This window comes from Sphingomonas sp. BK235 (assembly GCF_004345855.1).
Taxonomy (GTDB): Bacteria; Pseudomonadota; Alphaproteobacteria; order Sphingomonadales; family Sphingomonadaceae; genus Sphingomonas.
Map to the genome: position 1 here is coordinate 266,693 of NZ_SLXN01000001.1, position 24,407 is coordinate 291,099.

20 protein-coding genes are annotated in these 24,407 nt (G+C 72.6%); 4 read left to right on the forward strand and 16 right to left on the reverse strand.

Going from position 1 to position 24,407, the window contains the following annotated elements:
* Positions 1 to 41 precede the first annotated feature (41 nt).
* The 6 genes from nagE to EV292_RS01200 all read right to left on the reverse strand — a co-directional run bounded on the left by nagE (position 42) and on the right by EV292_RS01200 (position 8,242).
* A complete protein-coding gene (gene nagE / locus EV292_RS01175; protein ID WP_132907370.1) occupies positions 42 to 1,742 on the reverse strand; it encodes an N-acetylglucosamine-specific PTS transporter subunit IIBC in 1,701 nt (566 codons plus the stop codon).
* Positions 1,739 to 4,213 (reverse strand): phosphoenolpyruvate--protein phosphotransferase, encoded by a 2,475-nt coding sequence (ptsP, locus tag EV292_RS01180; RefSeq protein ID WP_132907371.1) that lies wholly within the window; start codon positions 4,211 to 4,213, stop codon positions 1,739 to 1,741. The genes nagE and ptsP overlap by 4 nt, the downstream gene beginning before the upstream one ends.
* 29 nt (positions 4,214 to 4,242) lie before the next feature.
* Positions 4,243 to 5,412: an N-acetylglucosamine-6-phosphate deacetylase gene (gene nagA, locus EV292_RS01185; RefSeq protein ID WP_132907372.1), complete on the reverse strand. Its 1,170-nt coding sequence runs from the start codon at positions 5,410 to 5,412 to the stop codon at positions 4,243 to 4,245.
* Complete coding sequence (locus EV292_RS01190; protein WP_132907373.1) at positions 5,409 to 6,467, reverse strand: SIS domain-containing protein; 1,059 nt, start codon at positions 6,465 to 6,467, stop codon at positions 5,409 to 5,411. The genes nagA and EV292_RS01190 overlap by 4 nt, the downstream gene beginning before the upstream one ends.
* A 69-nt stretch (positions 6,468 to 6,536) precedes the next feature.
* Positions 6,537 to 7,271, reverse strand: a complete 735-nt coding sequence (locus EV292_RS01195; protein WP_132907374.1) for a copper homeostasis protein CutC — start codon at positions 7,269 to 7,271, stop codon at positions 6,537 to 6,539.
* On the reverse strand, positions 7,268 to 8,242 hold the full coding sequence (locus EV292_RS01200) for a N(4)-(beta-N-acetylglucosaminyl)-L-asparaginase (protein WP_207913346.1): 975 nt from the start codon (positions 8,240 to 8,242) through the stop codon (positions 7,268 to 7,270). The genes EV292_RS01195 and EV292_RS01200 overlap by 4 nt, the downstream gene beginning before the upstream one ends.
* Before the next feature lie 231 nt (positions 8,243 to 8,473).
* Between EV292_RS01200 and EV292_RS01205 the strand changes: the two genes are divergently transcribed.
* Entirely contained in the window at positions 8,474 to 11,515 is a 3,042-nt protein-coding gene (locus EV292_RS01205; RefSeq protein ID WP_132907376.1) for a TonB-dependent receptor, read from the forward strand.
* Between the two features lie 54 nt (positions 11,516 to 11,569).
* On the opposite strand, the gene EV292_RS01210 is transcribed toward EV292_RS01205, so the two are convergent.
* The 8 genes from EV292_RS01210 to EV292_RS01245 all read right to left on the reverse strand — a co-directional run bounded on the left by EV292_RS01210 (position 11,570) and on the right by EV292_RS01245 (position 19,770).
* Positions 11,570 to 11,794 (reverse strand): hypothetical protein, encoded by a 225-nt coding sequence (locus tag EV292_RS01210; protein ID WP_132908110.1) that lies wholly within the window; start codon positions 11,792 to 11,794, stop codon positions 11,570 to 11,572.
* A 179-nt stretch (positions 11,795 to 11,973) separates the two neighbouring features.
* Positions 11,974 to 13,221: an N-succinylarginine dihydrolase gene (locus tag EV292_RS01215; protein WP_132908111.1), complete on the reverse strand. Its 1,248-nt coding sequence runs from the start codon at positions 13,219 to 13,221 to the stop codon at positions 11,974 to 11,976.
* Positions 13,222 to 13,223: 2 nt separating this feature from the next.
* Positions 13,224 to 14,246 carry an arginine N-succinyltransferase gene (locus EV292_RS01220; RefSeq protein WP_132907377.1) on the reverse strand — a complete coding sequence of 341 codons (1,023 nt, stop codon included), beginning with the start codon at positions 14,244 to 14,246 and terminating at the stop codon, positions 13,224 to 13,226.
* Entirely contained in the window at positions 14,243 to 15,445 is a 1,203-nt protein-coding gene (locus EV292_RS01225) for a hydrolase (protein ID WP_132907378.1), read from the reverse strand. Before EV292_RS01225 ends, EV292_RS01220 begins: the two co-directional genes overlap by 4 nt.
* 232 nt (positions 15,446 to 15,677) lie before the next feature.
* Positions 15,678 to 16,169, reverse strand: coding sequence for an RNA pyrophosphohydrolase (locus tag EV292_RS01230; protein WP_132907379.1), 492 nt, complete (start codon positions 16,167 to 16,169; stop codon positions 15,678 to 15,680).
* Positions 16,170 to 16,231: 62 nt separating this feature from the next.
* Positions 16,232 to 17,446 (reverse strand): cyclopropane-fatty-acyl-phospholipid synthase family protein, encoded by a 1,215-nt coding sequence (locus EV292_RS01235; protein ID WP_132907380.1) that lies wholly within the window; start codon positions 17,444 to 17,446, stop codon positions 16,232 to 16,234.
* A gap of 10 nt (positions 17,447 to 17,456) precedes the next feature.
* Entirely contained in the window at positions 17,457 to 18,797 is a 1,341-nt protein-coding gene (locus tag EV292_RS01240; RefSeq protein WP_132907381.1) for a deoxyribodipyrimidine photo-lyase, read from the reverse strand.
* Positions 18,798 to 18,804: 7 nt separating this feature from the next.
* The gene (locus EV292_RS01245) at positions 18,805 to 19,770 is read right to left on the reverse strand and encodes a histone deacetylase (RefSeq protein WP_132907382.1); all 966 of its coding nucleotides are present in this window, start codon (positions 19,768 to 19,770) and stop codon (positions 18,805 to 18,807) included.
* A 58-nt stretch (positions 19,771 to 19,828) separates the two neighbouring features.
* Here EV292_RS01245 and EV292_RS01250 point away from each other — a divergent pair, with 58 nt between their 5' ends.
* The gene (locus tag EV292_RS01250; protein WP_132907383.1) at positions 19,829 to 20,842 is read left to right on the forward strand and encodes an alpha/beta hydrolase; all 1,014 of its coding nucleotides are present in this window, start codon (positions 19,829 to 19,831) and stop codon (positions 20,840 to 20,842) included.
* A gap of 265 nt (positions 20,843 to 21,107) precedes the next feature.
* On the opposite strand, the gene EV292_RS01255 is transcribed toward EV292_RS01250, so the two are convergent.
* Together EV292_RS01255 and purF are read right to left on the reverse strand one after the other, a co-directional pair.
* Positions 21,108 to 21,815 (reverse strand): SDR family NAD(P)-dependent oxidoreductase, encoded by a 708-nt coding sequence (locus tag EV292_RS01255; RefSeq protein WP_132907384.1) that lies wholly within the window; start codon positions 21,813 to 21,815, stop codon positions 21,108 to 21,110.
* Between the two features lie 5 nt (positions 21,816 to 21,820).
* The gene (purF, locus tag EV292_RS01260; RefSeq protein ID WP_132907385.1) at positions 21,821 to 23,278 is read right to left on the reverse strand and encodes an amidophosphoribosyltransferase; all 1,458 of its coding nucleotides are present in this window, start codon (positions 23,276 to 23,278) and stop codon (positions 21,821 to 21,823) included.
* A 178-nt stretch (positions 23,279 to 23,456) separates the two neighbouring features.
* On the opposite strand from purF, the gene hisI reads away from it, so the two are divergent.
* Positions 23,457 to 23,873, forward strand: coding sequence for a phosphoribosyl-AMP cyclohydrolase (hisI, locus tag EV292_RS01265; protein ID WP_132907386.1), 417 nt, complete (start codon positions 23,457 to 23,459; stop codon positions 23,871 to 23,873).
* A complete protein-coding gene (locus EV292_RS01270) occupies positions 23,870 to 24,382 on the forward strand; it encodes a hypothetical protein (protein WP_243693542.1) in 513 nt (170 codons plus the stop codon). Before hisI ends, EV292_RS01270 begins: the two co-directional genes overlap by 4 nt.
* Positions 24,383 to 24,407: the final 25 nt, after the last annotated feature.

Genomic DNA, 24,407 nt, shown 5'->3' on the forward strand with positions numbered 1-24,407 from the left:
CGGGTCAGCGCGGGCCGCGCGCTCGCGCCGCGGCGCGAGGCTCAGCCCAGCAAGGTCTCCGGCTCACGCGCTAGCAGATGGACGACACCTTCGGCCGGCCGCGCCAGCCCGCGCACGCCCGCGCCGCGCAGCGCGGCCTCGTCGATCGCGGCAGCACCGACCTCGACGCGGACGCGCCCGGCATGGACGCTCGCGCCGCGCACGTTGCCCACCCCGCCGAGTGCCGCCAGCAGCGCCGGCGCCAGCGTCACCGTCGCGTGTGCCGCGGCGGGCTCCTCCGTGATCGCCACCGCGACACCGCCCCCGGCCGCCAGCGCGTCGCGGATCTCGACCGCGACGCTGTCGGCGATCGGGCCGAGCACCACCTGGAGCGCGGTCGGGGAGGGGCGGATCACGCCGCGCGCGCCGAGCGCCTTGAGCGCGGCCTCGTCCACCGCCGCCTGATCGCGCACACCGAGCCGCAGCCGGGTGGTGCAGGCGCCGACGTTGGTGAGGTTGGCGCCCCCGCCGAGCGCGCGCGCGAACGCCGCACCGCGCTCGCCCACCGCGACCGGCGCCGCGGCCGCCGCGGGGGCGTCGTCGCGCCCCGGCGTCTTGAGGTTGAGCCTGGCGATAAAGAAGCGGAACAGCCCGTAATAGAGCAAGGCGTAGACCGCGCCGACCGGCAGCAGCAGCAGCGGCCGCGTCGCCTTGGAGAAGTTGAGCACATAGTCGAGCAGCCCGGCGGAGAAGCCGAAGCCCAGCTTCACCCCCAGCGCCGCCATCAGCGCCATCGACAGTCCGGTCAGCACCGCGTGAACCGCGTAGAGCACGGGCGCGAGGAACATGAAGCTGAACTCGATCGGCTCGGTCACGCCGGTCAGCGCCGAGGTCAGCGCCAGGCTGAACAGCATGCCGCCCACTTCCTTGCGCCGGTCGCGCGGCGCGGCGTGGTACATCGCGAGACAGGCGGCGGGCAGGCCGAACATCATGATCGGGAAGAAGCCCGCCATGAACGCGCCCGCGCTTGGGTCACCCGCAAAGAAGCGCCGCAGGTCGCCGTTGGCGCCATGATAGTCGCCCATCACGAACCAGGCGATGTTGTTGATCAGATGGTGTAATCCGGTGACGAGCAGCAATCGGTTGAGCAGCCCGAACAGGAACAGCCCGACGCTGCCCGCGCCGGTGATGGCGTAGCTCAGCTGGTCGATCCCGCTGCTGATCCCCGCGAAGCCGAGCCCGACCGCGACCGCCAGCACCAGCCCGGCGACGCCGCTGACGATCGGCACGAACCGCCGCCCGCCGAAGAAGGCGAGATACTCGGGCAGCTTCACGGTCGAGAAGCGGTTGTAGAACCCGCCGCCGACCAGCCCCGAGATGATCCCGATCGGCACGTCGAGCCGGGCGATCGCCTTGGCCTTCCACGCCGCGACCGCGAGGTCGACGCTCGCGCCGCTCAGCCCTGCGGTGACTTCGGGCGGTACGGTGAGCAGCACCTTGCTCGCCTCGGTGGCGACGAGGAAGCACACCATGCCGGCGAGGCAGGCGGCGCCATTACCGTCGCGCGCGAAGCCGGTGGAGACGCCGATCGCGAACAGTAGCCCGAGATGGTTGAAGATGGCGTCGCCCGCGGCGCTGACGAAGGCGATGTTCAGCAGATCGGGCTGGCCGAGGCGCAGCAGCAGGCCGGCGATCGGCAGCACCGCGATCGGCAGCATCAAGGCGCGGCCGAGCGGCTGGAGCGTTCCCAGGATCGACTTCATCGTGCGAACTCCCGTGCTAGCTGGCGGACCTCGGCGGCACCCGCGCAGTCGAGCGCGGCGCGGGCGTGGTCGCGCGCGCGGATCATGTCGAGGTCGCGCACCAGCGCCTTGATGTCGGCGACCGCGGCGGGCGCGACCGACAGCTCGGTGACGCCGAGCCCGACCAGGATCGGTACCGCGAGCGGGTCGGAGGCGAGCCCGCCGCACACGCCGGTCCAGCGCGCGTGGCGCGCGCCGCCCGCGACGGTCTGCTCGATCAGGCGCAGCACCGCGGGGTGGAGGCCGTCGAGCGCGCCCGCGACCGCGGCGTTGCCGCGATCCATCGCCAGCGCATATTGGGTGAGATCGTTGGTGCCGATCGACAGGAAATCGGCCTCGCGCGCGAGCTGCGCCGCGGTCACCGCCGCGGCAGGCGTCTCGACCATGATGCCGAGCTCGACCCCGTCGCCACCCCCGACGCGGTCGAGCGCGGCGCGCACCTGGCGCAGCTCGTCGAGCCCGACCACCATCGGCACCATGATGCGGCACTGGCCGACGGGGCGGACCGCGAGGATCGCGCGCAGCTGATCGTCGAGGATATCCGGGTGCGCCAGCCCGACGCGGATGCCGCGCAGGCCGAGCGCCGGGTTCTCTTCCGGGCCGATCGGCAGATAGGGCGCGGGCTTGTCGCCGCCGATGTCGAGCAGGCGGACGATCACCGGCTTGCCCGCCAGCGCGTCGGCGACCGACTGATAGGCCGCGGTCTGCTCGGCGACGTCGGGGGCGGTGGCGCGGTCGAGGAACAGCAATTCGGTGCGCAGCAGCCCGCAGCCCTCGGCACCGTTGGCGGCGGCGACGCGCGCATCCTCGGCCGAGCCGCAGTTGGCGACCACCTCGATCCGCGTGCCGTCGGCGGTGCGGCATTCCTCGGCGGCGCGCGCGCGCGCGGCGGCGCGGCGCTCGGCGACCGCGGCGAGGCGCGCCTCGGCGTCAGCGACGAGCTCGGGCGACGGCGCGACATGGAGCAGACCCTCGCTCGCGTCGAGCACGACGCGGGTGCCCTCGGCCAGGTCGCGTACCGCCGCACCCAACGCCACCAGCGCGGGCAGTCCGCGCGAGGCGGCCAGGATCGCGACGTGCGAGGTCGGGCCGCCGCGCTCGATCGCGAGCCCTGCCACCCGATCGAGGTCGAGCGCCATCAGTTGCGACGGCAGCAGGTCGTCGGCGAGCACGATCGCGCCCTCGGGCAGCGTCGCCGCCTCCTGTTCCACCCCCATCAGCCGCGCGATCAGCTGGCGCTCGAGGTCGCGCATGTCGTCCGCGCGCTCGGCCAGCCGCGGGTCGCCGCCGGCGCGCAGCGCCTCGGCCTGCGGGCGGATGGCGTCGCGCCACGCCTGCGCCGCGCTCGCTCCACCCGTGATCGCGCGGTGGGCGGCGTCGAGCAGTGCCGGGTCGGCGAGCATGTCGGCATGCGCCTGGAAGATCGCGCGCGCCGGCCCGGTCGCTCCCGCCGAGCGCGCGGCGAGGTCGTCGGCGAGCGCGGCGCGCGCCGACTCGAAGCACGCCTCCTCGGCGGCGATGCCGACGCCGGTGGTCGGGACGTCGAGGTCGCGCACCTGCCAGCGCGCGACGGCGCCGATCGCGAGACCGGGGGATGCGGTGACGCCGGCGATGGCGCCCACCGGTACCCTGCGCGGCTTCGCCGGGGCGGGAGCGGGCGAGGGCGCGGGCGCGCCCTCGTCGAGATCGGTGGCGAGCAGCTCGGCGATGGCGGTGACCGCCGCCTCGGCGTCCACACCGCGCGCCTCGATCGTCAGCTCGTCAAGGTGCGCGACGATCAGCGAGAGCAGACCGACCGGGCTGCGCGCGCTGGCTGAGCGCTCGCCCTTGGTGAGCGTGACCTCGGCGGAGAAGGTCTTGGCCGCCGCCGCGATCTTGGCGGCGGGACGGGCGTGGATGCCGTGCGACAGCGCCACGGTGACGGCGCGGCGGACTGTCGGGCCGTCGCTCGCATCCTCCACCGCCGCGGCCTCGCGCGCCACCAGCGTGAGCAGCGGCGCGCCGATCGCCACCGCCCCGGTCTCGGCACGCCCGGCGATGGCGAAGCGCTCGCCGTTGGTGACGATCACCGGCGTGATCGCCGCCTGCGCCTCGCGCACGATCAGGTCGAGGTCGAAGCGGATCAGCGGCTCGCCGCGTGTCACCGTCGCCCCCGCCGCCACCAGGGGCTCGAACCCGCGCCCGTCGAGCGCGACCGTGTCGATGCCGAGATGGATCAGCAGCTGCGCCCCCTCGGGCGTCTCCAGCGTGATCGCGTGCCCGCTCGGCTGCACCACCAGCACGCGCGCGTCGCACGGCGCGACGAGCACGTCGCCGGTCGGGTCGATCGCCAGCCCGTCTCCCAGCATCCGCTCCGCGAAGACCGCGTCGACGACCTCGTCGAGCGGGCTGACCCAGCCCTCCAATGGTGCGGTCAGCGAGATGGTGGCCATGGATGCTCCGAACGGGGGATGAGGAGAAGTCAGGTGACGGGCTCGCCGTGCGCCTGCCGCGGCAGCACGACGCGCTCCTCGCCGCCGACCCAGGTGCCGAGCGGCTGAAGGTCGGCGTCGAGCCGCACCCAGTCGGCGCGCAGCCCGGCGGCGAGCGCGCCGCGCTCCGCCTCCAGGCCGAGGAAGGCCGCGGGGCTGGTCGCCGCCAGCGCCGCCGCGATCTCGGGCGCGAGGCCGAGCCGCTGGACGGCGTTGCGGACCGCGCCCGCCATGTCGAGGTCCGAGCCGGCGAGCGTGCCGTCGGCGCCGACGCAGCGGCCGTCCTCGACGTGGATCGGCTTGCCCTGAAGGACGAAATCCTTCCGCGCCGCGCCGACGCACGGCATCGCGTCCGACACCAGCATGAAGCGGTCGACCGGACGCGCGCGTAGCGCGATGCGCAGCGCCGCATCGTCGACGTGGAAGCCGTCGACGATGATCCCGCACCAGGCATGCTGGTCGTCGAGCGACGCGCCGACCACGCCGGGGGCGCGATGCACCAGCGGCGACATCGCGTTGAAGAGATGCGTCACGCCGGTCGCGCCCGCGGCGAAGGCGGCGGTGGCGGTGGCGTAATCGGCGTCGGTGTGGCCGAGGCAGACGCGCACGCCCGCCCGCGCCAGCGTGGCGATCTGCTCGGCGGTCACGCGCTCGGGCGCCAGCGTCACCATCACCACGCCGCGGCGCGGCCGGAGCAGCAGCGCCATCAGCTCGTCGTCGAGCGGCTGGAAGCGCGCGGGATCGTGGATGCCCTTGCGCGCGAGGCTCAGCACCGGCCCCTCGACGTGGGTGCCGAGCACGCCGGGCACGCCCGCTTCGATCGCCGCGTCGACGGCGTCGAGCCCGCGCGCGATCACCGCCGGGCGATCGCTGATCAGTGTCGGCATGAAGCCGGTGGTGCCGTAGGGCGCATGCGCCGCGCCGATCGCGGCGATGCCCTCGACCGTCGGCGTGTCGTTGAACAGCACGCCGCCGCCGCCGTTGACCTGGGTGTCGATGAAGCCCGGCATCACCCAGCCGCCGGCGAGATCGACCGCCTCGCGCTCGGCGCCGGCGCGCAGCGCCGCGATCGTGCCGTCGGCGGCGACCTCGATCGTCGCCGCGTCGAGCACGCCGTCGCGCGTCGCGATCCGGCCGTTGCGGAAGCTGTGCGTCGTCATAGCGTCTTGGTGACCTTGCTGAGATGGCGCGGTGAGTCGGGATCGAGCCCGCGCGCGACCGAGAGCGCGTTCGCCATGCGGTAGAAGCTCTGGATCATCAGCACGGGCTCGAGCGCGGGATGGTCGCGCAGCGCCGCGGGGCTGCCCGCGCCGTCCTGCGCGGCATCGGCGAGCGCGACGCGCGCGTCACGCTGCGCGAACTCGGCCGCCGCCTCGCGCACGCCGTCGCCGGCCTGGTCCGAGGTGGCGAAGGCGATCAGCGGGAAGCCGGCGTCGACGATCGCCATCGGGCCGTGGCGAACCTCGGCGCTGCTGAACGCCTCGGCGTGGAGCGCGCAGGTCTCCTTCAGCTTGAGCGCCGCCTCCTGCGCGATGCCGAAGCCGAGGCCGCGACCGATCACGAACAGGTTGCTGGCGTCGCGCAGCAGCTCGACCACGCCGCTCCAGTCGAGCGCCCAGGCGGCACCGAGCCGCTCGGGCAGGCGATCGAGCGCTTCGGTGAGCGCGGCATCCTGGCTCCACTCGGCGGTGAGCAGCGCCAGCGCGGCGAGCGCGGCGATGTACGACTTGGTCGCGGCGACCGAGCGTTCCGGCCCGGCCATCAGCGGCACCAGCGTGTCCGCGGTCTCGGCGAGCGGGGAGGTCGTGTCGTTGACCAGCGCGACGACGTGCGCGCCGGCCGCCTTCTGCGCGGCGACGCTGGCGAGCAGGTCGGGGCTGCGCCCGCTCTGCGAGATCGCGATGCAGAGGCCGCCGGAGGGGGCGACGTCAGCGGCATAGACCGAGGCGACCGAGGGGGCGGCGGAGGCGACGGGCACGCCGACGAACGTCTCGATCAGATATTTGCCATAGGTCGCGGCGTGATCCGACGAGCCGCGCGCGCAGGTGACGACCACCGCCGGCGGGGCGGCGCGGAGCCGCTCGCCGAGTGCGGCGAGCGTCGCGCGATTGGCCGCGAGCAGCCGTGCGACCGCGGCGCCCGCCTCGGCCGCCTCGGCGTGCATCAGCGTGGCGTTCGCGTCCTGGGCCGGTGGCTGGTCGGTCGTCGCGATCATGCTGGGCTCCCCTGCCGCGCGGGACCGCGACGGCGTTTCCCAGAGGGTTAAGTTATAAATTGGTATTGTTCAAGCGGCCTCGTCGCGCAGCATCGCGGCGAGGCGGGCGACCGTCGCCGGATCGGTCGCGTAGCTGGTCTCGGCGACGAAGCCGAAGCGGCGCAGCGTGGCGTCAGCGGTGTCGGCGCGGGCGACCCGACACGAGGCATGGACCTCGCGCGCCCCGGTGGCGAGCAGCGCCGGCAGGGTCGCCGGCGACACGCCGCTGCCGACGAGCACGGTGATGCGGGTGCCGGCCGCGGCGACCAGCGACGTCAGCGTGTCGATTGCCTCGACTGCGCGGGGCGCACCGCCCGAGGTGAGGATCCGATCGAAGCCGAGCGTCACCGCCTGCTCGAGCGCTTCGAGCGGGTCGGGGGTGAGGTCGAAGGCGCGGTGTAGCGTCAGGGACAACGCTCGCTCGCGCGCCACGTCCGCCCAGTGCGCGAGGCAGTCGATGTCGAGCGTGCCGTCGCGCGCGTTGGCGCCAATTACCACGCCGGCGAGCCCGGCGTCCGCTGCGGCGCTTATGTCTTCCTCGACCAGCCGTCGCTCGCCCGCGTCATAGACGAAGTCGCCCGCCCGCGGCCGCACGAGCAGGTGGACCGGGATCGGTGCGCTCGCGGCGGCGCGGATGAGCGAGGGCGAGGGGGTCAGGCCGCCGACGTCGAGCGCGGCGCAGAGCTCGATCCGGTCGGCGCCACCCTCCACCGCCGCGGCGATGCCGTGCGCATCCTCGACGCAGACCTCGAGCAGCCGCCTCACGCGCGGAACAGCGACGGGGCGGGGTGGACAATGGTCGTCCCGCGCGCGTCGGTCACCGCATAGGTGAAGCCGGGCAGCAGGCAGAAGGCGCCGACGTTGCCCTTGGTGTCGAGCGCGAGGAAGCCGACCTGCATACCCTTGATCGCGTCGCCGCGCAGCGCGGCGATATGGCGCACGACCTCCTCGCACGCCGCCTGCGCCGAGCGGCCCGCGCGCATCGAGGCGACCACGCGCGCGCTGCCAGCGACGCGAGTCACTTCCTCGCCGACCCCGGTCGAGGTGGCGCCGCCGACACCGCGCTCGACGTAGAGGCCGGCACCGACCTGCGGCGAGTCGCCGACGCGCCCGCGGATCTTGAACGCCATGCCCGAGGTGGTGCAGGCGCCCGCCATGCGCCCGTCCGCGGTGCGCGCGAGCAGCCCGATCGTGTCATGGTCGAGCGCGCCGCCGGGCGTGCGATGCGGCGCGGCGGTGCCGTAGGTGCCGGTCTCGCTGTTGGCGACGGGCTGGTACTTCGCGGTCTTGAGCCACTCGCGCCACGCCTGCTCCGCCGGCGGCGTGAGCAGGTCGACCTTCTCGAAGCCCTGCTCGCGCGCAAAGCGGGTGGCGCCCTCGCCGACCAGGAAGGTGTGCGGCGTCTTCTCCATGACGCGCCGCGCGACCGAGATGGCGTGGACCGTGTCCTCCAGCGCGGCGACCGCGCCGACCGCGCCGGCATCGTCCATGATCACCGCGTCGAGCGTGACATGGCCGTCGCGGTCGGGGTAGCCGCCGTAGCCGACCGAGTGGTTGTCCGGATCGGCCTCGGGCACGCGCGCGCCCGCCTCGACCGCGTCGAGCAGCGACCCGCCGGCGCGCAGCCGCGCGAAGGCGGCGGCGTTGGCGGCGGCGCCGAAGTCCCAGGTGGAGAGCACGCGCACGTCACGCGCCGGGGCAGCGGCCGCGGCGGCGCCGCGGGCCAGCGGCAACATGCCGCCGACCGCGCCGAGCGTGGTCAGCAAGGATCGTCTCGTGGTCATCATTCCCCTCCGCACCGGCATCTCCCGGCGGTCGCACGAGAAACACGGATCGGCCCGCCATGGCAACCGCCGGTATCATTGGTCAGGTGAGTGGTCCTGTCAGGTATTGACCTTTGTGGCAAATTCATGAAACAAGGGCGAAAGCAATCTTTACCAATGAAAACAAATCAGAGGGTCCCGTCGATGTCGTCGCAGCACCATGTCTCCTTGGCGGCGCTCGCCGCGGCCCTGCTGGCGGCGACGCCGGCCTTCGCACAGGACGCGACGGCCCCGGCCGACCCGACCCAGACCGCGGGGCAGGCGACCCCGGATCGCGCCGAGGCGATCGCGGGCGAGCAGGGCAACCAGGCGCCCGCCGCCGCCTCGATCGGCGACGTGGTCGTCACCGGCACGCGCATCCAGCGCCCCAACGTCACCTCCGCCGCGCCGATCACCTCGGTGACGACGCAGGACATCCGTGCGCAGGCGCCGGTCAACGTCGAGGACGTGCTCAACCGCCTGCCGCAGATCGCGCCCGACAGCCAGCAGACCTACAACGACTCGGACGGGCGCCAGCGCATCAAGCTGCGCAGCCTCGGCTTCGAGCGGACGCTGGTGCTGATCGATGGCAAGCGGCTGGGCACGCAGAACGGCCAGGACGTCGGCATCATCCCGCCCTCGCTGCTCGAGCGCGTCGACGTGCTGACCGGCGGTGCTTCCTCGGTGTACGGCTCCGACGCCGTCGCGGGCGTGGTCAACTTCGTCCTCAAGAAGGACTTCGAGGGGCTGCAGCTCGACGCCAATTACAATTTCTACAATCACAACAACAAGGACACGATCGTGTCGCCACTGGCGCGCGCGGCCGGCTTCGGCAGCCCGCGCGGCTGGACCAACGACGGCGGTCGCGCCGACGTGACGCTGACCGCGGGCAAGAAGCTGTTCGACGGCGCGCTGCGGCTGAGCGCCTTCGTCAACTATCGTAATACCGAGGAGGTCGGGCTCACCGATCGCTCGAACGCTGGCTGCTATCTGACCCAGCTCCAGGCCAACGGACCGCTGTCGTGCGGGCTGACCCCGAGCAGCTCGACCAGCGGCCTGATCACGCCGCGCGCGGGCGCCAACGCCGGCGCGCAATATGTCAACAACCCCGACGGCACGCGCAACTTCGTGCCGTTCGGCCCGGGCCGCGGCAACGCCTCCAACTATTTCAGCGGCTATGCCTATCAGCGGCCGTCCGAGCGCGTGAACGCGGGTGGGTTCGCCAGCCTCGACCTCGGGCCGGACGCCGAGCTCTACACCTCGGGCATCTGGTTCCGCGACAAGTCGTTCAACAATTACCCGACGATCGCGAGCGGCACCGTCGACGTCAATTGCGGCAACCCGTATCTGTCCGCGGCGCAGGCCGGCGCGATCGGCTGCGCCGCCGGCGTCACGAGCGTGCCGGTCGACGTGCGCTATCGCCTCGGCGAGGGCAGCGATCGTCCCGACACCTACATCAACACCGGCGTGCGGCTGACCGGCGGCGTGCGCGGCAAGGTGGGCGACGCCTGGACCTATGACATCGGCGGCGTCTACGCGCGCAACCATCAGGACTATACGCCCAGCTTCGGCATCCCGGGGCGGCTCCAGGAGGCGGTTAACGTCGGCGGCACCGCGGCGTCGCCGACCTGCGCCAGCGGCGCGGCGGGGTGCGTGCCGTTCGACATCTTCAGCGCGGGCAACAGCGACCCGGCGCTGATCAACTATCTGTTCGGCACGGGCACCTCGACGACGACGGGCACGCTGTACGACGTCCAGGCCAACATGACCGGCGACCTGGGCAAGTACGGCATCACCTCGCCGTTCGCCGAGCAGGGCCTCGCGATCGCGCTGGGCACCGAGTACCGCAAGGACACGCTCAAGTCGGTCGCCGACGCGTCCTACCGCGGCGTGCTGGGCGGCAACGACACGTACCTCAGCCAGGACGTGTGGGAGGCCAATATCGAGGTGCAGGCGCCGCTGGTCGAGCACAAGCCCTTCGCCGAGCTGGTGCAGCTCAACGGCGGCTTCCGCGTCTCGAAGTACAGCAGCAACCCGAGCACCTTCAACACCTGGAAGGTCGAGGGCATCTACGCCCCGGTCAGCGACCTGACCTTCCGCGCCTCGTTCAACAAGGCGCAGCGCGCGCCGACCGTGGTGGAGATCCGCCAGGCCACCAACGTCGAGTTCGCCTCGGGCGGCGCCGGCACGTTCAACGACTTCTGCGCGCCGACCGTCATCAACGGCGCCAACGGGGTGAGCTACGGCGCGCCGGTCGCCTCGCGTGAGGTGTGCCGTGCCACCGGCCTGTCCGACGCGCTGTACGGCAGCCAGACGTTGCTGTGCAGCAACGGCACCACGCCCAACGGCACCGCGGCCTGCTCGGTGCGCTCGGGCGGCTTCACCGCGGATCCCGAGACGGCCTACACCCAGACCTATGGGCTGGTGGTCAAGCCGCGTTTCCTCCGCGGCTTCGTCTTCTCGGTCGACCGTTACCGGATCAAGATCGACAACTCGCTCGGCTACAACGACTTCAGCTATTATACCGACGGCTGTCTGCGGTCGGGCGGCGACCAGTTCTTCTGCTCGGGCATCGTGCGCAACGCCAACGGCACGCTCTTCTCCGCGGCGGGGTCGGACAGCGGCTATATCCGTCAGGGGACGACCAACTATTACACCTCGATCGCGCGCGGCTGGGACTTCCAGGCGCAGTACACGCTCAACCTCGAGTCGGTCGGCCGCTTCGACATGTCGTTCAACGGCTCGCTGACCACCGCCGCGGGCGGGCAGGACTCGCCGGTCCAGCCGGTGCGCAACTGCGCGGGCTATTACGGCAACGGCTGCGGCCAGCTGATCCCGAAGTGGAGCCATGGCCTGCGCGGCACCTACACCACGCCGGACCAGAAGTTCGGCGCGTCGCTCAACTGGCGCCACGTCGGCTCGCTGACCAACGCCAACAACTCGGGTGACGAGGCGATCGGCGGCACGCCGGAGCGCGCGCTGACCAACTATTACCGTGTCGACCCGGCCGACTATTTCGATCTCGCGCTCAACTTCGCGGTGTCGAAGCAGTTCTCGCTGCGGCTGATCGCGAACAACCTGCTCGACAAGGCGGCGCCGATCGTGCCGGACTCGTACAACATCAGCCTCGCGCGCAGCAACACGATCCCGCAGCGCTACGACTCGCTGGGCCGCAACATCGCGATCGCGACCACGATCAAGTTCTGATCGGCGATCGTCCCGCGTTCCCGCCCCGGCCAGGGGCGGGAACCACGGGAGCAATCACGGCGCGATGTCGAGCCCGCTGTCGCGGTCGCGCTCGTCGCGCTCCACCGCGTCGAGGATCTTGCCCCCCGCGATGAACACCACCCCGGTGCAGGCGGCGAAGAACAGCCAGCCGCTCGTTCCCGGCAGCCGCTCGACATAGCCGAGCCCGCGCTCGACCGCACCGGTCGCGAGCGCGTAGATCACCAGGAACGCCTCGAACTTCGTCTTCACCGCGAACAGGCGCTTGAATCCCGCCCAGACGCCGCGCCCGCGGGGGCGGCGTGTCGCGGTCGAACGGTCGTGATCGGTCGTCACCCTGATCCTTGTCCTTGGCTCGCCGTGGCAGGAACGCGGCACGCCATACTCCTGCGCGCCCGTCGTTTCAAAGCGGTCGCGCCGGGTCGCCGTCCCGGCGCGGTTCAGCCGAGTTCGTCCAGGTCCAGCGCGGAGAGCAACGCGTGCCGCGCCGCCTCGATCCGCGCCACCAGCGCCGGGTCGCCGATCGACTCGGGTGCGATGCGATCGGGCCAGTGCCGCTCGATCACCGCCGCGATCCGGTCGAGCCGCGCCGCGTCCACCAGGAAGCGCGGGTCGACCGTCGCGGGATCGCACACCACGCGCAGCCGCAGGCACGCCGGCCCGCCGCCATTGGCCATCGACTCGCGCACGTCGACCACCTCGACGCGGCGGATCGGACCGTTGCCCGCGAGGTGGCGCTGCACCCAGCCCCAGATGCGCGGGTTGGCGCGGGTCTCCTCGGGCACCACCAGCGTCGTCGCACCGTCGGGCGGGGTGACGAGTTGCGCGTTGAAGAGGTAGGAGCCGATCGCGTCCTCCAGCGTCGCTTCCGCGGCGGGCACCTCGACCAGTTCGACCTCGGGCAGCAGCGCGTGCAGCGCGGATCGTAAGCCGGCGCGATCCGCGAACGCCTGTTCGTGCGCGAGCAGCACGCGCTCGTTCGCCACCGCCACCACGTCGTTGTGGAAGGCGCCCGCGGCGATCGCGGCCTCGGCCTGTTCGACGAACAGCGTGCGCGCGGGATCGAGCCGGTGCGCGCGCGCCACCGCGCGGCTCGCCTCCAGATGCTGGCGCGCCGGGAAGCGGCCGCCCGCGGCGCCGTAGACGAACACCTCGACCCCGGGCGCGTCGTGCCGCGCCGCGAGCCGCATGTGGTTGGCCGCCCCCTCGTCGCCGAACGGGGCGGGGATCGGCGCATGGACCGCGAAGGCGGGGTGCGCGAAGGCGAGGCGGAGCTGCGCCAGCGTCGCGGGCCATTCGTGGCTGCGATGCGGCATCGTCACCAGATTGGCGACGGTGAGGTGGCAGCGCCCGTCCGCGCTGTCCGCGGCGGGCGAGACGGTGGCGGCATTGGCCGCCCACATCGCCGAGGCGGACAGCGCGCGCGCGCGCAGGAAGGGTGCCGCGGCGGCATAATCGGTGTGCAGCGCCTTGAGCCACGCATGGTCGGGGCGCGGGTGCGGCAGCAACACCCCCTGTACCAGCCCGAGCGCGAGATTGGCACGCATCTTTGCCACGCCCTGGAGCGCGGCGGCGCGCGGATGCGCCACCGCGCCGGCATTGGCGGTGGCGGCGAGATTGCCCGGGCTGAGCCCGGCGTAATTGTGGCTCGGCCCGACGATCCCGTCGAAGTTGATCTCGCGCAGCATCGTCACACCCGCCCGATCCAGCTCACCGTCGCGCCGGGTTCGATCCCCAGCGTCGCCGCGCAGCCGCGCCCCAGCACCACCCCGCCGTCACGCGCACGCACCGCGCCATACGCGCAGCGGAAGCCGTCGAGCCGCCCGGTCGCGACCAGCGCCTCGGTTCCCTCGCCACCGTCGTCCTCCACCGCCACGACGGTGGCATCGCGCGCGTCGCGCACGGTGCGGATCTGGTCGGTGCGTGCGGTCATGGTCGGGCCGCCGTCGAAGATGTCGACGTAATTCTCGAAGGCGAAGCCCTCATGCTCGAGCATCCGCATCGCGGCGCGGCCCGACGGATGGGGCAGGCCGATCGCGGCGCGCGCACCCTCGGTCAGCATCGCGGTGTAGATCGGATGCTTGGGCATGAGATCGGCGATGAACTGGTGGCCGTTGATCGCGTTGAACTCGTCGGCCTGCTGGAAGCTCATCCCGAAGAAGCGCCCGGCCAGTCCGTCCCAGAAGGGCGAGCCGCCCGCCTCGTCGATCACCCCGCGCAGCTCGGCCAGCGTCCGCTCGGCGAAGCGCTGGCGGTGCGCCCTGATGAAGAGGTAGCGGCTGCGCGCGAGCAACAGCCCGAGCCCGCCGGCACGCTCACCGGGGTGGAGGAACAGGCCGCCGACCTCGCTCGCGCCCTCCAGATCGGTGGTGAGCGTCAGCATCTCGGCGCGGAAGGTGCGCTCCAGCTCGCGGCTGTGCTGCGTCAGCGTGCCGATGCGATAGCTGTAGAAGGGATGTTTCTGCCCGACATGGGTGATCAGCTGGCACGTCCCGCGCACCTCGCGCGTGGCGGTGTTCTCCAGCATCAGCACGAACAATTCGTCGCGCAGCGTCGCGGTGTCGCGCCCGAACGCCTCGGCGCCGCGCGCCAGCTTGGCGGCAAGCGCGGTGCGGTCGGGCGGCAGGTTGGTGAACCCGCCCCCGGTCAGCTTCGCCATCTCGTACAGATGCGCCAGGTCGCCGGCGCGCGCGGCGCGGATCACGAAGCTCATGCCAGCGCCCCCCCGGCGATCCGCAGCATCGTCACCGCCGACAGCGCCGCCCGCTCGTGCAGGCTGTCGACGATCAGGAACTCGTCGGCGGAGTGGATCGCGCCGCCGCGCGCGCCCATCGTGTCGACCACGGGGACGCCGCAGGCGGCGATGTTGTTGCCGTCGCACACCCCGCCGGTATCGCGCCACGCGATCGGCTGGCCGAGCGCGGCACCGCTGTCGCGCACCAGCGCGAACAGCCGCGCCGCGCCGGGGTCGATCGGCTTGGGCGGGCGATTGAACCCGCCGTGGACGGTGACCTCCACCTCATGCACCGCGGCGACCTCGGCCGCGGCCTGCGCGACCAGCGCCTGCGCGCGCGCGATCTCGGCGGCATCGGCGGGGCGGAAGTTGACGCGCAGCACCGCCAGATCGGGCACGACGTTGTTCGGCCCGCCACCGTCGATCCGCGCGGGATTGACCGCGAGCCGCGGCGTGCGCGCGGCGTGGAGGCGCAGCGCCAGCGCGCTCGCGGCGACGATGGCGTTGCGCCCGTCGCCGGGATTGCGGCCCGCATGCGCGGCGCGGCCGCGGACCACGATCGAGAAATTGCCGGTGCCGCCGCGCGCGCCTGCCAGCGTGCCGTCGGGCAGCGCGGGTTCGTAGGTGAGCGCGGCGACCTTGCCGCGCGCGGCGTCGGCGAGCAGCGCGGCGGAGGAGAAGGAGCCGGTCTCCTCGTCCGAGTTGACGATCACCTCATAGCCGAGGTCCGCGCCGGACGCCTCCACCGCGAGCAGCGCCTCGAGCATCAGCGCGAGCCCGCCCTTCATGTCGGCGACCCCGGGGCCGTTGAGCACGCCGGGCTCGCACCAGGTCAGCGTTTGGAAGGGGTGGTCGACGGGGTAGACGGTGTCGAGATGCCCGGTCAGCAGGAGCTGGACGCGCGCCTCGGGGCGGACGGTGACGCGCAGGTGGCGGCCATGTTCCAGCGCGGTGACGCTGCCGTCCGCGGCGACGCTCTCGGCCGCGGCGGGGTCGACCAGCGTCACGGTGCCGGGCAGGTCGGCGAAGGCGTCGGCGAGCGCGTCGGCCATCGCGGCGCAGCCGGCGAGATGGCGCGTGCCGCTGTTGATCGCCGCCCAGCGCTCGACCCTCGCCAGCATCCGCGCCGCGTCGAGCCGCTCGATCGCGGCGCGCTCTCCTCTGGTGAGTTCCCCCATGTGGGTCAGCCTAGCCGCGTCCGCGGCGCGAGGCCAGCCGTGGGCGGGCGGTGCGGGTCGAAGCGGGCGCTGGGCGGCGGGCGCGTCGGTGGGCGAGCCGGCCGGATGGTCATGGCGCTCGCAGCGTCGCATCACGCGCGGATGTAGGGCCACGATCCTCTCCTAAGCGGGAAGGATCTGAAGGCCGCGCGGCTGCTTCCTCCGCACGCGGTGCTCGCGGCGTCGGCCGCGATCACCCCGCGGGGAGGTCGAGATGGTCGGCGAAGGCGCGCAGCACGTCGCGGTAGAGCTGCGCCTTGAACGGCACGATGAGCGCGGGCAGGTCCGCCGGATCGGCCCAGCGCCAGGCGCGAAACTCTGGATGCGGCGTGTCGATGCGGATGTCGGCGTCCTCGCCCTCGAAGCGGAACAGGAACCAGCGCTGGCGCTGGCCGCGATATCGGCCCTTCCACACCTTGCCGATCATCTCGGGCGGCAGATCGTAATACAGCTCCTCGGGCGCCTCGGCGATCAGCGTCACCTTGTCCGCGTCGACGCCGGTTTCCTCCCACAATTCGCGCGTCGCGGCCGCGCGCGCTTCCTCGCCCGGATCGATCCCGCCCTGGGGCATCTGCCACGCCTCCAGCACGTTATCGAGCCGCTGCCCGACGAACACGCGGCCGTCGCGGTTGAGCAGCATCACGCCCGCGCACGGACGATAGGGCAGGTCGCTGGGTTCGGTCATGCCGCCCGCCTTAGCGCCCCGCGCCGCCGCGATCAAAGGCCGCGGGCGCCGGCCCGCCGAGCTCAGCCGTCGCGGGTCAGCGTGACCTGGAGCACGTCGATCCCGCCGCCGCGGAACCCACCCTCGCAATACATCAGGTAATAGCGCCACAGCTGCTGGAAGCGCGCGTCGAAGCGCGCGGGCAGACGCTGCTCCGCCGCGGCGCGGTCGAAGCGGCGCCGCCACTCCAGCAGGGTCTCGGCATAATCGAGCCCGAACCGCCGCTCGTCGCACCAGGCCAGTCCATGCGCCGCGGCGATCGCGCGGAAGCGGCTGACCGAGATCAGCGAGCCGCCGGGAAAGATGTAGCGCTGGATGAAGTCGACCCCGTCGGCATAAGCGTCCCACACGTCGTCGGCGATCGCGATCAGCTGGATCGCGGCGCGGCCGCCCGGCCGCAGCACGCGCGCCAGCGTCGCGCAATAGGCGGGCCAGTAATCCGGCCCGACCGCCTCGACCATCTCGATCGAGGCCACGCCGTCATAGTGGCCGGTGACGTCGCGATAGTCGCACAATGCCACCGTGACCCCCGGCAATGCGCGCGCGGCGACATGGTCACGCTGCTCGGTCGAGAGCGTCAGCGCATGCACCGCCACCCCCGCCGCGGCGGCGGTGGCGGCGAACGAGCCCCAGCCGCAGCCGATCTCCAGCACGCGCTGCCCGGCGGTGACACCGGTCCGCGCGAGGATCGCGTCGAGCTTGCGCCGCTGCGCGTCCGCGAGCGGCTCGCCCGGTGCGGCGTAGAGCGCGCTGGAATAGGTCAGCGTCTCGTCGAGCCACTCGCGGTAGAAGTCGTTGCCGAGGTCGTAATGCGCCGCGACGTTGCGCCGCGCGCCGCCGCGATCGTTGCGGCGACGGCGGTGGAGCAGCGTCGCGATCAGCCGCGCGCCGCGCTTGGCACGCGCGACATTGCCCAGCGTCGCGCGATTGCGCACGAACAGGTCGAACACGGGGACGGGGTCGGGGCTGGTCCAGTCGCCCGCGGCCCAGCCCTCGTACCAGCCGATCGAGCCCGCGCCGACGAGCCGCCACAAGGCGCGCCAGCGCACCACCCGCACCGCCGCGAACGGCCCGGGCTCGTGCCCGCCGAGCAGCCGCCGCGTGCCGTCGGGAAGTTGGGCCTCGATCGCACCCGCGGCGAGCCCGCGGTCGATCCGGTCGAGGATGCGGTGGAACAGCGGGGCGACCAGCCGGCTGCCGAGATCGGCGGGGGGAGGGGTGGTGGTCGCGGCATCCATGCCGCGCCGCCTATCGCACCTTTTTACCGGCCGCCAGCGCGCGTTCGCGCGCCTCGCGATGGCCGATCAGCATCGCGGGATAATCGTCCGGGCGGCAGCCCGCCGCCTCGGGGTCGTGGATCGCGGGATCGGGCACATCGGCCAGCTCGGGCACCCAGCGGCGGATGTAATCGCCCGCGCCGAACTTCTCGGACTGGCCGATCGGCGCCATGATCCGGCCGAACATGTTGGCGTCCACGCCGGTGCCCGCGACCCATTGCCAGTTGACCGAATTGTTGCCGTAATCGGCGTCGACCAGACAGTCCCAGAACCAGCGCTCGCCCTCGCGCCAGTCGATCAGCAGATGCTTCACCAGGAACGAGGCGGTGATCATCCGCACGCGATTGTGCATCCAGCCAGTGTGCCACAACTGCCGCATACCCGCGTCGACGATCGGATAGCCGGTGCGGCCGCGCTGCCACGCGCGCAGGTCGGCCTGCGCCGCCTTGCCGCGGCGCCACGGCAGATTATCGTAGCGGTCGCGCCCGTTGGCATCGGCGTAATCGGGCAGCGCGCGCACCACCCCGTCGGTGAAGTCGCGCCACGCCAGCTCCTTGCGGAAGGTGACGTCGCGCGCCGCGGTGGCGTGCCACACCGTGCGCGGCGACACCTCGCCGTGGTGGAGATGCGGCGAGAGGCGCGACGTGCCCTCCTCCGCCGGCAGGTTGCGGCGCTCGTCATAGCCGTCGAGGGCGAGGTGCTTGACCTTCCTCAGCGCCTCGGCCTCGCCCGGCGTCCAGTCGAACCCGCCCGACCAGTCGGGCGCGCTGGGCAGCAGCTGCCAGTCGGCGAGCGAGTCGCTCTTCGGCCAGCTCTCGGGCGCGGGAATGGTCCGCGGCACCGCGAGCGGCTCTTCGGGCGGCAGATGCGGCTGGAGTCCTTTCCAGAAGGACGAGTAGATGCGGTAGGGCGCGCCCGCGCCGGTGGTGACGTCCTCGATCCGCGCCAGATGGTTGCCGTCGTGGAGGCAGAGCCGGTCGCCCAGCGCCGCTTCCGCCTCGCGCCACCAGGGCTCGTGATGGCGGATCGCATGGACGCGCGCGGCGCCGGTCTCGTCGAGCAAGGCGCCGAGCACCTCTACCGCCGCGCCGCGGCGCAGGATGAGGCGGCTGCCCTTCTTCTCATATGCGGCGGCGAGGGCGGCGAGGCTGTGGTGAAGCCACCAGCGCTGCGCCGCGCCGATCTTCCACGCTCCGGGCGCCGCGTCGTCGAGGACATAGACGGGGATCACTGCGCCGTCGTGCGCCGCCGCGACCAGCGCGGGCTGGTCGTGGAGACGGAGATCCTGGCGCAGCCACAGCAGGTTGGTCATCGCAGCGCTACGTCTGGGGCGCGACCTGGGTTCCTGATCGAGGTTGAACCGCGCGCGTCGCCCAGCCGGAGCGCGGATCGTCATAGGCGGCGGCGAGCCGCTCGATCACCGCGACATGGCGGCGCGCGATCGCCATTACGTCGTCGCCATAGCCCCCGCCCACCGCGCTCGCCATCGGCACGCCGCGCGCGATCGCGAGCGCGGCGACCAGCCGGTCGCGCGCCGCCAGCCCCGCGTCGCTGAGCGCCAGCCGCCCGAGCCGGTCGCCCTTATAGGGGTCGACCCCGCCCTGGTAGAGGATCAGGTCGGGGCGGGTCTCGTCGAGCAGCGGCTCCAGCGTCTCGGCCAGCGTCGCGAGATAATCCGCGTCGCCGACGCCGTCGGGCAGCGCGACGTCGCAGGTCGAGCGTGCCTTGCGCGCGGGAAAGTTCTTCTCGGCATGGATCGAATAGGTCGCGATCTCGGGATGGCCCGCGGTGAGCGCGGCGGTGCCGTCGCCCTGGTGGACGTCGACGTCGACGATGAGGATGCGCCGCGCCGCGCCCTCCGCCGCCAGCCGGATCGCCGCCACGGCGAGGTCGTTGAAGACGCAATAGCCCGCGCCGGTGGTGGCGAGCGCGTGATGGCTGCCGCCCGCGGTGTTGGCGGCGAAGCCGTGCGCCAGTGCCAGCCGCGACGCCAGATAGGTGCCGCCCGGCACCAGCTCGGCGCGGCGCGCCACCGCCGGGGTTACCGCGAAACCGATGCGCCGCTCCTTCTCGGGGGGCACCGCGGCGGCGATCACCTCGGCGACATAATCGGGATCGTGCGCGGCCTCGAGCCAGGCGCGGGGCATCGGTTCGGGCGCGTGCCACGCCACCGCCGCGCCCTGTGCGCGCAGCAGATCGCGGATCGCGCCGTTCTTGCCCCAGCGATAGCTGCTGCGCGCGGGCGCCTCGGTGACATAGGCGGGATGGTGGACGACCCGGATCATGTCCTTAAGATAAGGCGAGGAACGCGCCGCGCCATCCGCCCGCGACCGAGGAGCGACGATGACCGACCGCCCGACCGACCCGACCGACCCGTCCGCCGCGCCCGCCGCGATCGTCCGTCCCGACGTCGCCGCCTTCCTCGCCTATCTCAACAACGTGCCGGGGCCGCGGATGCACGAGCTGGCGCCCGCCGCGGCGCGCGCCATGCTGCTGGCGATGAAGGACGTGTCCGACCTGCCGCCGGGCGAGCTGGCGACGATCGAGGATCTGTCGTTCGAGGGGCCGGCCGGTCCGCTGCGCGCGCGCCTGTTCGACCCGCGCGCGACGCGCGCGCCGGGGCCGGCGGTGGTGTTCTTCCACGGCGGTGGCTGGGTGATCGGCGACCTCGACACTTATGCGGGCTTCTGCGCCGAGATGGCGCGCCAGCTCGACCTGCCGGTGGTGTCGATCGACTATCGCCTCGCGCCCGAGGCGCGCTGGCCCGCCGCGCCCGACGACGCCGAGGCCGCGGCGCGCTGGGTCGCGACGAGCCCCGCGGCGCTGCGGCGCGGGGTGACCGCTCTGGTGCTGGCGGGGGACAGTGCGGGGGGCAATCTGGCGATCGTCGTCGCGGCGGCGCTGCGCGACGCACCCGCGGCGGTGCCGGTGATCGTCCAGGCGCCGATCTATCCCGCCACCGATGCGAGCCGCGCTTACCCCTCGTTCGCGTCCTTCGCCGACGGCTATCTGCTGACGCGCGAGGGAATGCGCTGGTTCGACGACCATTATCGCGGCGACCCGCACCATGCCCGCTTCTCGCCGCTGCTCGGCGAGGTGGCGGGGCTGCCGCGCGCGGTGATCGTCACCGCGGGGCTCGACCCGATCCGTGACCAGGGGCGCGCTTACGCGGCCGCGCTGGCGCAGGCGGGGGTGGCGGTGACCTATCGCGAGGCGGTGGGCAACATACACGGCTTCGTGACGTTGCGCCGCGCGATCCCCTCGTCGCAGGGCGACGTGTCGGGGTTCCTCGCGGCGGTGCGCGCCGCGGTCAACGAGGCCGAGGGCGAGCGCGTGCTGCGACAGGCGGCGCGATAGCGGGCGCTCCCGTCGAAGGGGATCGTTGCGACAAGCCCTTTGATGCTCCTGCGCACGCAGGAGCCCAGAGCCACGAGCACCGGCAGACGTTGCCTTGCCTGGCTCCGGGTTCCGGCGTTCGCCGGAACACAGTCTCGAAGCTAAGCGATCTCGAACGATCCCCTTGAAGCGAGGTCGAACCGTTCGTCGCGGTGCCTGACGCTCACGCCACGTCGCCGTGCAGGCCCATGTCGCGCGCGGGACCGGCGCGGGCCGGATCCGCTCGTTACCCCACCCGCTCGCGATGGTTCGGCTCGAACCCGTCGATCGCCAGCGCTGCGATCCGCGCCGCGACCGTCTCGGGCGGCTTGACCGAGGCCGGATCCTCGCCCGGATAGGCGCGCGCGCGCATCTTGGTCCGCGTCGCGCCCGGATCGAGCACCGCGACTCGCAGCCGGCTCACCTCGGCGGTCTCGTCGCCATAAGATTCGAGCAGCGTCTCGAACGCCGCCTTGGACGCGCCGTACGCGCCCCAATAGGCCCGCGGCGTGCGCGCCACCGACGAGGTCACCCCGATCACCCGCGCGCCCGCCGAGCGCCGCAGCATCGGGTCGAACGCCTGGATCATCGCCACCTGCGCCGAGACGTTGAGCGTCAGCACCTGCGCCAGCTCCTTGGCGTCGATCGCGGGCACCGCGGCGAGCGATCCCAGCATCGCGGCGTTGAGCACCAGCACGTCGAGCGCCTCCCAGCGCTCGCCGATCGCGGTGGCGAGCCGCGCGATCGAGTCGCTCTGCGCGAGGTCGAGCGGCGCGATCGTCGCCGATCCGCCAGCGTCGAAGATCGCCTGCTCGACCTCCTCCAGCCCGGCGGCGGTGCGCGCGGTGAGCACGACATGCGCCCCCTCCGCGGCGAGCGCGATCGCGGTGGCGGCGCCGATGCCGCGGCTCGCGCCGGTGACCAGCGCGAGCTTGTCCGTCAGTGGCTTGGTCACGGTGCTCAGTTCACCCGCTCGGCCAGCATGGCGAATTGGTCGACCGCGCTGCTCTCGTCATGGTCGGTCAGCGTGGTGGGATAGTCGCCGGTGAAGCAGGCGTCGCAATATTTCGGGCGGATGTCGGCGCGGTGGCTCTCGCCCAGCGCCTTGTAGAGCCCGTCGATCGAGACGAAGGCCAGGCTGTCGGCGTGGATGAAGTCGGTCATGCCGCCGAGGTCGTGCTTGGCCGCGAGCAATTTGGCGCGCTCGGGCGTGTCGACGCCGTAGAAGCAGCTGTGCCGCGTCGGCGGCGAGGCGATGCGCATATGCACCTCCGCCGCGCCGGCCTCGCGCATCATCTGCACGATCTTGAGGCTGGTGGTGCCGCGGACGATCGAATCGTCGATCAGCACCACCTTCTTGCCCTGGATCAGCGCGCGATTGGCGTTGTGCTTCAGCTTCACGCCGAGGTGACGGACCTTGTCGCCCGGCTGGATGAAGGTGCGACCGACATAGTGCGAGCGGATGATGCCGAGCTCGAACGGGATGCCCGACTGCTGCGCATAGCCGATCGCGGCGGGCACGCCCGAATCGGGCACGGGGATGACGAGGTCCGCCTCGACCGGCGACTCGATCGCGAGCTGGGCGCCGATCTCCTTGCGCACCGAGTAGATCGAATGGTCGTCGACGATCGAATCGGGGCGCGAGAAATACACCCACTCGAAGATGCACGGCCGCGGCGCCAGCTTCGCGAAGGGGCGGATCGAGCGCACCTGACCGTTCTGCACGATCACCAGCTCGCCCGGCTCGACCGAGCGCTCGAACTCGGCGCCGACCACGTCGAGCGCGACCGTCTCCGAGGCGAAGATCACCGCGTCGCCGAGCCGCCCCATCACCAGCGGGCGGATGCCGAGCGGGTCGCGGCACGCGATCATGCCCTCGGGCGTCATCACGATGAGCGAATAGGCGCCCTCGATCTGCTTGAGCGCGTCGATGAACTTGTCGAGCAACGTGCGATACTGGCTGGTCGCGACGAGGTGGATGATCGTCTCGGTGTCCGACGTCGACTGGAAGATCGAGCCGCGCCGCACCAGCTCGCGCCGCAGCCGCATCGCGTTGGAGATGTTGCCATTGTGCGCGATCGCGAAGCCGCCCGACTGGAGCTCGGCGTAGAGCGGCTGGACGTTGCGCAGCGCGGTCTCGCCCGTGGTCGAGTAGCGCACGTGACCGCAGGCAACGTCGCCCGCGAGCGCGCGGATGATGTCGTCGCGGTCGAAATTGCCCGCGACATGGCCCATCGCGCGGTGGGTGTGGAAGTCGTGGCCGTCGAAGCTGGTGATGCCGGCGGCCTCCTGGCCGCGGTGCTGCAGCGCGTGCAGCCCCAGCGCCACCAGCGCCGCGGCGCCCTCGGAGCCGGAGGCGCCGAAGATGCCGCACTCCTCGTGCAGATGGTCGTCGTCGAACGGGTTCGTGGTCAGCATGTGCGGAGGCTCGCCTGGTGCGCGGCCGCATATAGCGACTGTCGCGCGAATGTCATCCGGCTGCGGCACTCGCGCGCGGAACCGAACGGGATTTCGCGCGTGCGGCCGGGCAGGGCGGTGGCCGGCGGGGCGAGCCGAGCGGCTGGCCGACTCTCTCCATCCGCTCTAGGGCGGCGGCATGACCGACACGCACGAGACCGGCGCCGACTTCCTCCCGCGCTTCGACGCCGCCGGGCTGGTCACCGCGGTGGTGACCGACCGGCGCAGCGGCGAGCTGCTGATGGTGGCGCATATGAACCAGGACGCGATCGCGGCGACGCGTGCGGAGGGCGAGGCGGTGTTCTTCTCGCGCAGCCGCGGGCGGCTGTGGAAGAAGGGCGAGACCTCGGGGAACGTGCTGCGCGTGGTGGAGTTGCGCGTCGACTGCGACCAGGACGCGCTGTGGCTGATCGTCGAGCCTGCCGGGCCGGCGTGCCATACCGGGGCGCGCAGCTGCTTCTATCGCAGCGTGGCGCTGGGCGCCGGGGCGGCCGAATCGAAGCGCGCGCTGACCCGGACGGAGGAGGTGGCGGGCGGCGCGCCGAACGGGTCGTGAGGCAAGCGCGCCGGCACGGGCTCGCGCTCGCGGCGCTGCTGCTCGCGGGGTGCGAGCGCGAGGCGCCGACCCCCGCGGCGGCGCCGCCCGCCGGGGCGGCGCTGGAGCGCGCGGCGAGGGCGGCGGGACTGGTCGCCGCCGCGGCGCGCGATCGGCCGGCGGGGGTGTACGCCGCGGAGGCGGCGCGGCTGTGCCTCGTCCCGCGCGCCGGGGGAGAGTTTCGCGTCGGCGTGAGCGTGGATTATGGCGCAGGGCAGCGCTGCCTGGCGCGCGGGACGGCGCGCGCGGGGGCGACGCTGCGCGCCGAGCTGGGCGCGGGCTGCACCGTCGAGCTGGACGAAGACGGCGAGGCGCTGGTGATGCCTGCGACGCTGCCAGCCGCCTGCGACTCGCGCTGCGCCGGTCGCGCCTCGCTCGCGGGGGTGCGGCTCGAACGGCTGAGCGATTCGGTCGCTGAGGCGAGCCGGACGCGCGGTGCCGACGGTCGGCTGCTCTGTGGAGACGGCTGAGGAGCACGATCGGTTGACGTTCACG